The 8,920-nt window shown below is 45.6% G+C and carries 7 protein-coding genes; 2 read left to right on the top strand and 5 right to left on the bottom strand.

The features are described 5' to 3' along the window. Positions 1–280 precede the first annotated feature (280 nt). Complete coding sequence (locus QUA40_RS26235; protein WP_333131313.1) at positions 281–1,006, bottom strand: glycosyltransferase family 25 protein; 726 nt, start codon at positions 1,004–1,006, stop codon at positions 281–283. Between the two features lie 162 nt (positions 1,007–1,168). Further along, on the bottom strand, positions 1,169–3,478 hold the full coding sequence (locus tag QUA40_RS26240) for a protein phosphatase 2C domain-containing protein (RefSeq protein ID WP_333131314.1): 2,310 nt from the start codon (positions 3,476–3,478) through the stop codon (positions 1,169–1,171). 684 nt (positions 3,479–4,162) lie between these two features. Between QUA40_RS26240 and QUA40_RS26245 the strand changes: the two genes are divergently transcribed. Beyond that, entirely contained in the window at positions 4,163–4,558 is a 396-nt protein-coding gene (locus QUA40_RS26245; protein WP_333131316.1) for a hypothetical protein, read from the top strand. A 217-nt stretch (positions 4,559–4,775) separates the two neighbouring features. Here the strand turns inward: QUA40_RS26245 and QUA40_RS26250 are convergent, their stop codons facing one another. The 3 genes from QUA40_RS26250 to QUA40_RS26260 form a co-directional block, all read right to left on the bottom strand. Then, positions 4,776–5,120, bottom strand: coding sequence for an NAD(P)H-quinone oxidoreductase subunit M (locus QUA40_RS26250; RefSeq protein ID WP_333131318.1), 345 nt, complete (start codon positions 5,118–5,120; stop codon positions 4,776–4,778). A gap of 75 nt (positions 5,121–5,195) precedes the next feature. Next, the gene (locus QUA40_RS26255; RefSeq protein WP_333131320.1) at positions 5,196–5,753 is read right to left on the bottom strand and encodes a hypothetical protein; all 558 of its coding nucleotides are present in this window, start codon (positions 5,751–5,753) and stop codon (positions 5,196–5,198) included. Positions 5,754–5,902: 149 nt separating this feature from the next. Then, positions 5,903–7,921 carry a pentapeptide repeat-containing protein gene (locus QUA40_RS26260; RefSeq protein ID WP_333131322.1) on the bottom strand — a complete coding sequence of 673 codons (2,019 nt, stop codon included), beginning with the start codon at positions 7,919–7,921 and terminating at the stop codon, positions 5,903–5,905. Between the two features lie 25 nt (positions 7,922–7,946). Between QUA40_RS26260 and QUA40_RS26265 the strand changes: the two genes are divergently transcribed. Then, on the top strand, positions 7,947–8,747 hold the full coding sequence (locus QUA40_RS26265) for an ion transporter (RefSeq protein WP_333131324.1): 801 nt from the start codon (positions 7,947–7,949) through the stop codon (positions 8,745–8,747). The last annotated feature ends 173 nt before the right edge of the window (positions 8,748–8,920 follow it).

Raw genomic sequence — 8,920 nt, forward strand, 5'->3', positions numbered from 1 at the left:
GGCACATCTCTTGATGAAATTATTCGTGCTTATTGTGCATGAATAGTGTCTCATACTTATTTGAAATGACTATAAATATCCCCTCGATCTCGCTTGTCTGTCCGAGCCTGCGTCGTGTCGCGTAAACTCCGGCAGACTTTATTTGTATAGTTTGAGGCCAAAAGGTTTCAACCGCCTCCTTCATAAAGGGAGTAATAAACCCGGATTTGGTATTAGTTATTTTCCGGGGGATTGTGCGAACAGATTTTATACAAGCGAAGGATTTTAACCTCGAATTCAATTAACTAGAAAGCCAACGCTTCAGCATTGTTTTGCTGGTTCTTACTGCACCTGCCAATTGCCTCAACCCTGGTACACGGTCAAACCACGGATTAGGATATATGTCACTACGGGAACTCCTTTGCCACCCCAGGTTTGGAGAAGCAATCAAGGTGACAACATCGGGATTTTGAGATCGGAAAGTAGAATAAGCTCCATCGAGGTGCATCGGGCCCCCGTCGGGATGTCCCGGAGGTCGGTGTTGCAGTTCTTCCAGAAACCGCAGGAGGCGATCGAAAATCCTGCCATTTACAGCGTAAAAATGAGTGGTCATCACCCCCTCAGAAAAGGGCACGAGGGCGACAGGAGACTTTTGTTCAACCTCTTCGACGTGTCCGAAGTAGACGAAATCCCAATGTTGCTGACACAGTTGTTCGAGGATAACAGCTTGGTCTGTTCTGAACTTTGCTGAAATTTCTAGGTCGTCTTCTACAATCAGGATATTGCTCAACCCCTGGTGTTTTGCCTGCTTGAGGATACCTACATGACTGGAAAAGCATCCCCTCGCCCCAATGCTGGGGAAACCTCCAGCTTCGTCGGGGCGGATTGCGGGAAATATCTCAACCTTATGGGGCGTGAGGGGCATTCCTGCTTCCTCTAATTCCTTGACTATGAGTTGGCGTCGGTCTTTCCTTTCAGGAAGATTTACCGCATAAACTCCCTGGAAATAGTCTGTAATTTTCGTCATAGTTTGAGATCGAATCAAGAAGTTGATGAATCTTCGGCTTGAGGAGTCTCAAGTTTTATTTGAGGTCTGTGTCTTCCTTAAACTATTCTATTTTTAGCAAGCTGCATCTTCCATTTTCCTAAACTTACTCAAATTACCTCGGTCGAAGCTAGCATTAACAGTTTAATTAGCATTTGGATTTGAGTCATAATTAACGCATTTCCCCTGTTGATTAGGGTTTGGGGCTAGGTTAGAGACTACCTTATCAACAGCCGCTTGTTCTTGAATCCATGCGATTTCCCCCGGTTGCAGCTTGGGGATTTCTAATTCAACTGTTGGCTTAACTGCCGGGGAAGGCGAGGGAGTTGCCACAGCCGGAGATGGATTAAGTGCGGGTTTTGAAACTTTAGAAAAATCTTTATTTGAGTTGGGTTTCGGAGAGTTCGATCGCACTATTTCAGGAATCGAACAAACTTTCAATTCCAGCCAATTGCCTTGAGGCGTAAGTTGTTTGTTTGTTACCTGCAAAACGCTGCCGACTGGGACTGTTCCTTTGACAGTCAACTCACCTATTGCGACGCGCAAATCCAAGCGATCGCCCTCTTTTCGCAATTCCCCCGCCGCAGAACTTTTAATCTCTATAAACGAGCCTGTTTCTAAAGATTTGACCGGAGAAGCTACCGATTGAACTCTTTTCTCCGGCGTGTTCCCAGCATTAATTAAACCGCGTTTCCCGAAAATCGACTCCCCGGCAGTATCGATCGCGCGACCCACCGGAGGGATGAAAAAATAAGCAAATACACCCCCCAACCCTAATAAAAATAAAATTTTCAGCAGCAGCGAAAATGGGCTTTTGCTTTTGTCCCGCTGTAACAACTGCGTTATCCCTTGAGAATTTCCCTCGCCCAGGCTTGTGATCTCGGTCAAATCCGTTGGCATATCCTCGCTGTCGGAAATTAGGTCGATCGGCGTATCTAAAGGTGCGACAGACACTTCTGGAAAAGTATTGCCGTCTTCCCTCAAATGTGCCTGACAGTAAATTAAAGCAACAGTGACGTTATCGTGACCGTTTCTAGTATTAGCAATCTCAATCAGTCGATCGCGCGCCTTTGCCACATTAATGCTACCGTCTAGAATTGGCAAAATCTCCGCTTCCCAACATTCCTCAACCCGGTCTTTATCACTCAAACCGTCGGAGCACAGCAGCAAAACGCAGTCCTCATCCACCGGAAAACGCTGCACATTTGGGTGCAGAGTGTTGGATGAACTGATGCCCAAAGCTTGAATCAGAGCGCCGGCGGCCACTTGTTCCAAAGCAGCCCGGTAGAGAGAGTAGCCCAAACGCACCTCGCGGCAAGCTACATCGTCGTCGAGAGTAACTTGATAGCAGCCAGTACGGGTAATCCAGTAAGCCCGACTGTCTCCGACGTGGGCGACGTAGAGTTCGTGAATGTGCGCTAAAGCCATAACTAGCGTAGTTCCCATTCGCTGGCGGCCTTGGCGGTGTTCACTATCGTTGCGACCGGCTATCTTGTCGTTAGCAGCACAAGCCGCCCGTTCCAGCTTGGAAGTCAGGCTCAGCGGGTCCCAATTAGCTTGATGCAGGGGCATTTGCTCCAACTTTTCCCGCAGCACAGAAATCGCTTCGGAAGAAGCGATTTCGCCGCCGTCTTGTCCGCCGATACCGTCGCAAACGATCGCGCAAGCAGACGATCCCGGTTTTCCTGCAAACACCGTACCGCTGGGCGGATAGCAAGCATCTTCGTTGTGAGCCCTTGCTCTGCCGACATCCGTGCCCGTGGCAATCTCAACGTGACGATCGTACAATCGGCCGCACTTTGCCAGAGCTTTATCCAACTGGCTCATCAGTTGTTCGCCGTTGCGTACTTGACCGGCAACCATTTGCTGGCAAAGTTGCCTCAAAAAATTGGCAATAGCCGGGTGAGCATCTTCGAGCCACTGCTGCCACAATTTGCCCAACTGCGACAAATTAGGCGGTTTGCGATCGGGCTGCAATTCCAGAAACCGCACCAATTGCCCCTCCACCCGCAGCAGTTCCGGAGTCAGGAGCGTGGAAGCCACGCCCTGAGAGATACACGGCTGCCACAACTGCGCCATTTGCCATAGCCAATTGAGCTGGCGCATCGCTGCGGCTCCTTTCCAGGAGTCCGCCAATTCCGGCATTAAAGATTCCGTCACCTTCAAAATAGGGCCGTTTTCCAGCAGCCAGATATCTCCCGAGAGCTTGCTCCTCTGGGACGATACCAGCCCGTATACTTGAGGTACGTGTAACTGATAGGTAAATAGTCTCAGATAAGGAGTGACAACACTCGGAATGTCTTCGGGCAGTTCCGGCAAATGTTCGGGTTGAGTATCGACAAGAAGTCGATCGCGCTTGACCAAGTAGCGACCAGCGATCAGATCGCCTGGCTTACACCCTTTGATCCCTTCACCTAAAGCCCATAAGTAGTGTTTTGCCACAGAGTTTTGCATAAGGGTTTCTGACGCCTTTGGGCAAGCGTGCTGATCTGAACTATTTTAGCGATTGAACCTCGACGGGTTGATACGTGGCGATTATTCGACACCCCCGCTTACTCAACAGACGGGGATTCTTAAGACTTCGCAGTCCTAATATCCTGATTTTTCAGGTTCCTAGGCTCACCACGTTAGCACTCTTGTGCGCGTAGTTATATCTCCTGAGAATGTTTTAGGCGTGACTTTCCCCCAGTCCAGGGGTAGGTTTTAATGTCTTGTACTGACACGATATAGTCTACCATTTTGTTGACCCGCCGATGAATCTTGCTATGAGCTTTCAGGGTTAGACGCTGGCGCGACGCCGAAGTCCTCGGCTTGAAAGCACGCTGTTTTCAGCATATTCCTGATAGTAGCCATTTCCGAGGAAATCGCGGTACTCAAGCGAATTGAAATTTTAGACTAACTATAATGGTATGATGCAGCTAGGTAGAAATCACCTGAGCCAACAGGTATAAATAAATATCAATTCTCGGTTTTCTGGTTCCGGGTGTTCTATGCCTCGTGCCCGAGTTTCGCAAGTAAAGTTAAATTTAACCTTACCCAAAGACGGAGACAAGCTCACAGATTCATCTGTGGAGTCCCTCTAAAATCTACAATCTACAATCGACTGACCGGCCTCTGCAAGCTGTTGAGTATTTAACCATGCCCCTACATGAGTCCAGTGCCTTTCGCAAGAATTTGTCCGATCCGAAGCTGCTACCTGCAGTTGAAATAGACGAAATACTGACTAGCATTCAACATTCTCACAGTTTTTATTACAAAGTGATGAATCTTGAGGTGTGGGCGCTGGTGGAAACCTTGGATGGGCTGTTTCCCGGCGCTTGGGGTCATTTTATGACCAACCGCCAAGTTGCAGTTAAACAGTTTTTGGAGCGCGATCGCGTTCCAAATTCTCCGGTTGATGCTGGGGAGGCGGGGGAGAAGAAAGAAGGAAAAAAGCCCTTTGACTCCGCTCAGGGTAAAAAGAAGGAAGAAGCTAGGAGTCAGGAGCCAGGGAGTCAGGAGTCAGGAGTCAGAAAGAAGCAGGAAGAAGAATAAAAGCAGAATTTCCCAATTCTCCCCATCTGGGCCTTTCCTTTGGCTCGAACTCTAGATCGGCCTCAATCCGCCTTAAGGCCGGACAGAAAGAGAACCATTTTGTCCCCCCTACTCTCCGTTATTAAGGGCAGTAGAGGGGATGGAAACTCAGCTACAAGCGACATTTATTATCGGTTTCAATCTTAAGTTGATACAAATGCCGATCGCCCGATCGCCCTTACAGGTGAATTTTGGCATCAACTCGGGGCACTCCCATGCTGTAGTTGACAGCGCGGCTGTTGAGATTGTAGCTGATTTGGCCTTTTTGTAAGAGCGATCGTACCAAGTGCTCCAACTCCGAACCGATACGGCGGAGGTTGTACTCTGTCAAATCTTCGCCCTCGTAAGCGTCTACGAGTTGGTCGAATTTGGCATATACCTGTTTGACTGACTCGTCATTCCAGTTAAGTTCGTTATCTGGGTCAATGTCGAGCGTCAAAAGGTCGTTGCTGGGGACGAGTTCGTTGTCTTCGAGGATGGCGGTGTATATGCGAATATGGCGGGTTGTTGACTTGAGCTGCATGAGTTCTTATGTGTAAAGATTTTTTGCTGAATTAATTGTAATGGCTGAGAGATGCGCGGGGAGAGCGGGCGATCGTCAATTTCTCGGAATCCCGAAATCTTTTAGTTGTTGGGGCGTCCAATTTTTGTAATATTCTGTTTTCTCTAAAGCATCGGAAGCTGGCTTCAGCTTAGAATTTACTTGAACCGTGAAGCCCGGATACGGCATCCTCCTAGTATGAAGCCCGTCAATATTAAAATCTTCTTCGGGATGAGTGTGGAAAGCCAGCAAGCCCAACTCTGAAATCTGGTTATTCAGTTTGTCTATCAATTCTTTAGTTTGTGGCGCACTAATTGCAGTTTTTTCGGGATTAATTACTAACATGATTTCAAATTCCGAATGGTAAAATTCATGAATCGATTTCATTATGGCCGAATCGCGATCGAACTCAGTCAGCGCTGAAAACCGCTCGATTTTGAATAAAATTTGATTGGTCAAGCGTGCTTTTTTAGTGAAGGGACAAATGGGTAAATCGCTGAAAACTGGATGCGGTAGCTCGACAAACTCCGTCATCCATCTGAGGGTAGATTCTATTATTTCTGTGTCGGATTCATTCATCGACAATGTATATATTTGATATTTCACACTCATCATACTGTATTTTTTGGGTGGGCGATGCACACCATTGGTGTCAATTTAACGCTATTTCACTCAGTCCGGCAGGGAATTCATTCCCTGGCGCACTTTCTGTTAAATTGACACAAATACATTGTGCATCTTACTCTTACTACGTGCGATCGAATTCATTCGTGTGTTGTGCCATCTGGCATAATTGCACCTGCGAATTTTGCCTTTTCCAGATTTACCACCCCACTTAGGTTTGCTCCCTTTAGGTTGGCTTTTTCTAGGTTTGTACCATTCAAATCTGCACCGCGCAAATCGGCTGAGCTAAGTGTGGCCCCACTCAAATCTACCTGCACTAAACTTGAGCCACAGAGATTAGCCTGAGTCAAGTTGGCCCCACTCAAGTTGACTGAGTAAAGTTTTACTCCCACCAGATTTACACCAGTCAGGTTAGCGCCGCTGAAGTTTGCACTGACTAATTTTGTATCTTTCAAATCCGTTTTGCTCAAGTCTGCCACAACTAAGTTAGCCGATTCTAAATCTGCCTGTTTCAGGTTGGCTCCACTCAAGTTTGCCACAGCTAGTTTCGCACCTCGAAGGTTTGCTTTGCTCAAGTTAGCTTCAATTAGGCTTGCCATAGTTAGGTCAGCTTGGTTGAGATTTGTTTCACTCAAATTTGCTTTTCTCAGATTTGCTTGAAGCAGTTTTGCTGCCTGCAAATCAGCTCCCTTTAAGTTGGCACCGCTCAAGTTAGCTTCACTCAGGTTCACATAACTTAAATCAAAACCAGCTAGGTTTGCTGTTTGCAGTGAAGCATTAGGAGCAATTAAGTAAGCACCTGCTTTAACAGGGTCAAAACCAGTGGGAAAGATAGTCTCTGCGTTGTAAATCGATCTTTCAAGGTTTGCTCCTTCAAGGTTTGCTCCTTCAAGGTTTGCATCGAATAGTTTTGTCTTACTTAGGTTGGCATTACTCAAATCAGCATTCATCAATCTCGATTGCCTCAAATTCAACCCAGTTAAGTTTGCTTTACTGAGGTTTGCCCTGCTGAAATCTACTCCCTGAGACAAATGAACCACGGTGAGATTTACCCCACTCAGATTAGCTTCAATTAGGTTCGCACTCAACAGATTGGCTTGACTTAAATTTGCATAGACGAATTGTGTTTTACGTAAATTTGCTGAGCTTAGATTGGCTCTGTAAAGGTTTGCCTGACATAAATTTGCCTCACTCAGGTTAGCACTAGATAAGTTTGTTTGAGAGAGTTCTGCACCGCTTAGATTAGCGCTACTCAGGTTGACCTTACCCAAGACTTTTCTGCTCAGATTGACTCCCGCTAAATTAACTCCCGTAAAATTTCGTTCTTTCTGATACCGTTCCAAAAATTCCTCCGCACTGATAGCTGGTTCCTGGAACTCTGAAACAGTATCATCAAGATCCTCCTCAGATTCCAGAATATCCGCATTCGCAGGAGTAGCCACGGACTGTTCTACCGCTTCCCTAGATACTGGAATCGGTGTCTCCTCGATCGCCTCTTCGCGCAATAACCGATCCACCCGATCGCTAAACCGCCTCACAACCTCAGCATCATCAACCTTCTCACCAGAATTCGAGCTTTTCTCAACCGCATTCTCAACATAATACTTATCTACAAAACTTTGCAGCCCAGCATTATATCCCTGTCCTATCGGCTGAAACCTCCATTCGCCATTCTTCTGATACAAACGTCCAAATTCTAAAGCCGTTTCTTGGGAAAATATCTGATTTAAATTGTACCGAACCAATTCGCTAAGAGTCTCTGAATTGTAAAGCCGGATAAAAGCATTTTCAACTTGACTAAAACTTGGATTTTTTTCCTGTCCGTCGTGAATAGTCACCACAAACACAATTTCCTGAATCGCCGAATTGATTTTACTTAAATCCAGATAAACCGTCTCATCATCTCCGTCTATTTGTCCATTCCTGCTGTCTCCTGAATGTCGCACCGAACCGTCCGGTGATGTCAGATTGTTGTAAAATACAAAATACTTTTCATCAGGAATGCGACCGTCAGCCCCTAACATAAAAACAGATGCGTCAATGTCGCAGTTTTGTGCTTTATGGCTGACTTGCCAACCCAGGGCGATCGCAATTTTACTGAAATCAGGAGTTTCTTTAGAAAGATTGAACCTTTCACCCTTAGTTAATTCGATACTCATATGCGATAATTCCCTTACCTCATAAATGGTATTAATTATCTCATCTATGTTAACCCGATCGCAAATGGGATTTTATCTCGAAGACATCGAAACCCCAATTGGCAGAACCGTCAATTTAACTATTACCGGACTCATTCTTTTATCTGCCGCCAGCTTCATCGCCGAAACTTACCCAATTTCCGAAGCTGCTAGAATTAATTTGCAGACTCTCGATACAGCGCTTTTAATTGTTTTTGCAGTTGAGTATTTGTTGCGGCTGTGGTGTGCCGAAAATCGAGTTAAATTTATTTTTAGTTTTTTTTCAATTATTGATTTGCTGGCAATATTACCATTTTTGCTGGGATTTGTCAACGTTAGTTTTATCCGAATTTTTCGCTGGTTTAGGATTCTCCGACTCATCCGCTTTCTGGAATTAAAAATTTCTATTTTCCGCATCAGCAGCGAAGATGGGGTTATTTTTGCTCGGATTTTGTTTACTTTGCTGGCAATAATTTTTGTTTATTCTGGTTTGATTTATCAAGTCGAACATCCGGCAAATCCCGAAAGTTTTGAAACTTTTTTGGATGCTGTTTATTTCTCGGTTGTCACGATGACCACCGTGGGATTTGGCGATGTTACTCCGATTTCTGAATCCGGCCGTTTTCTGACTATTTTGATGATTTTGACTGGAATTGCTCTGATTCCTTGGCAATTGGGGGATTTGATTAAACAATTAGTTAAAAGTGCTAATCATGGAGAAGCTGTTTGTAAAGGTTGCGGTTGGTCTGTACACGATGCTAATGCTAGATTTTGTAAAATGTGCGGCAGTCAATTAGATAATGGTTGACTGTTGACTGTTGACTGTTGACTGTTGACTGTTACAGCAGTTTTCAGGTAGGGACACAGCATTGCAGTTTCCCTACAGAAGATTGCGTCTAATTTATATGTAGGGCTTGCTGAATAATCGATCGCAAACTATGAATAGGAGCGACCGATATATTCAAACTCAACTAAAGATAA

This window comes from Microcoleus sp. Pol11C3, assembly GCF_036701485.1.
Classification (GTDB): Bacteria; Cyanobacteriota; Cyanobacteriia; order Cyanobacteriales; family Microcoleaceae; genus Microcoleus.

Coding starts and splice junctions, on each gene's coding strand:
- QUA40_RS26235 (WP_333131313.1), bottom strand. CDS start 1,006: ATGACGAAAATTACAGACTATTTCCAGGGAGTTTATGCGGTAAATCTT.
- QUA40_RS26240 (WP_333131314.1), bottom strand. CDS start 3,478: ATGCAAAACTCTGTGGCAAAACACTACTTATGGGCTTTAGGTGAAGGG.
- QUA40_RS26265 (WP_333131324.1), top strand. CDS start 7,947: ATGGTATTAATTATCTCATCTATGTTAACCCGATCGCAAATGGGATTT.
- QUA40_RS26250 (WP_333131318.1), bottom strand. CDS start 5,120: ATGCAGCTCAAGTCAACAACCCGCCATATTCGCATATACACCGCCATC.
- QUA40_RS26255 (WP_333131320.1), bottom strand. CDS start 5,753: ATGATGAGTGTGAAATATCAAATATATACATTGTCGATGAATGAATCC.
- QUA40_RS26260 (WP_333131322.1), bottom strand. CDS start 7,921: ATGAGTATCGAATTAACTAAGGGTGAAAGGTTCAATCTTTCTAAAGAA.
- QUA40_RS26245 (WP_333131316.1), top strand. CDS start 4,163: ATGCCCCTACATGAGTCCAGTGCCTTTCGCAAGAATTTGTCCGATCCG.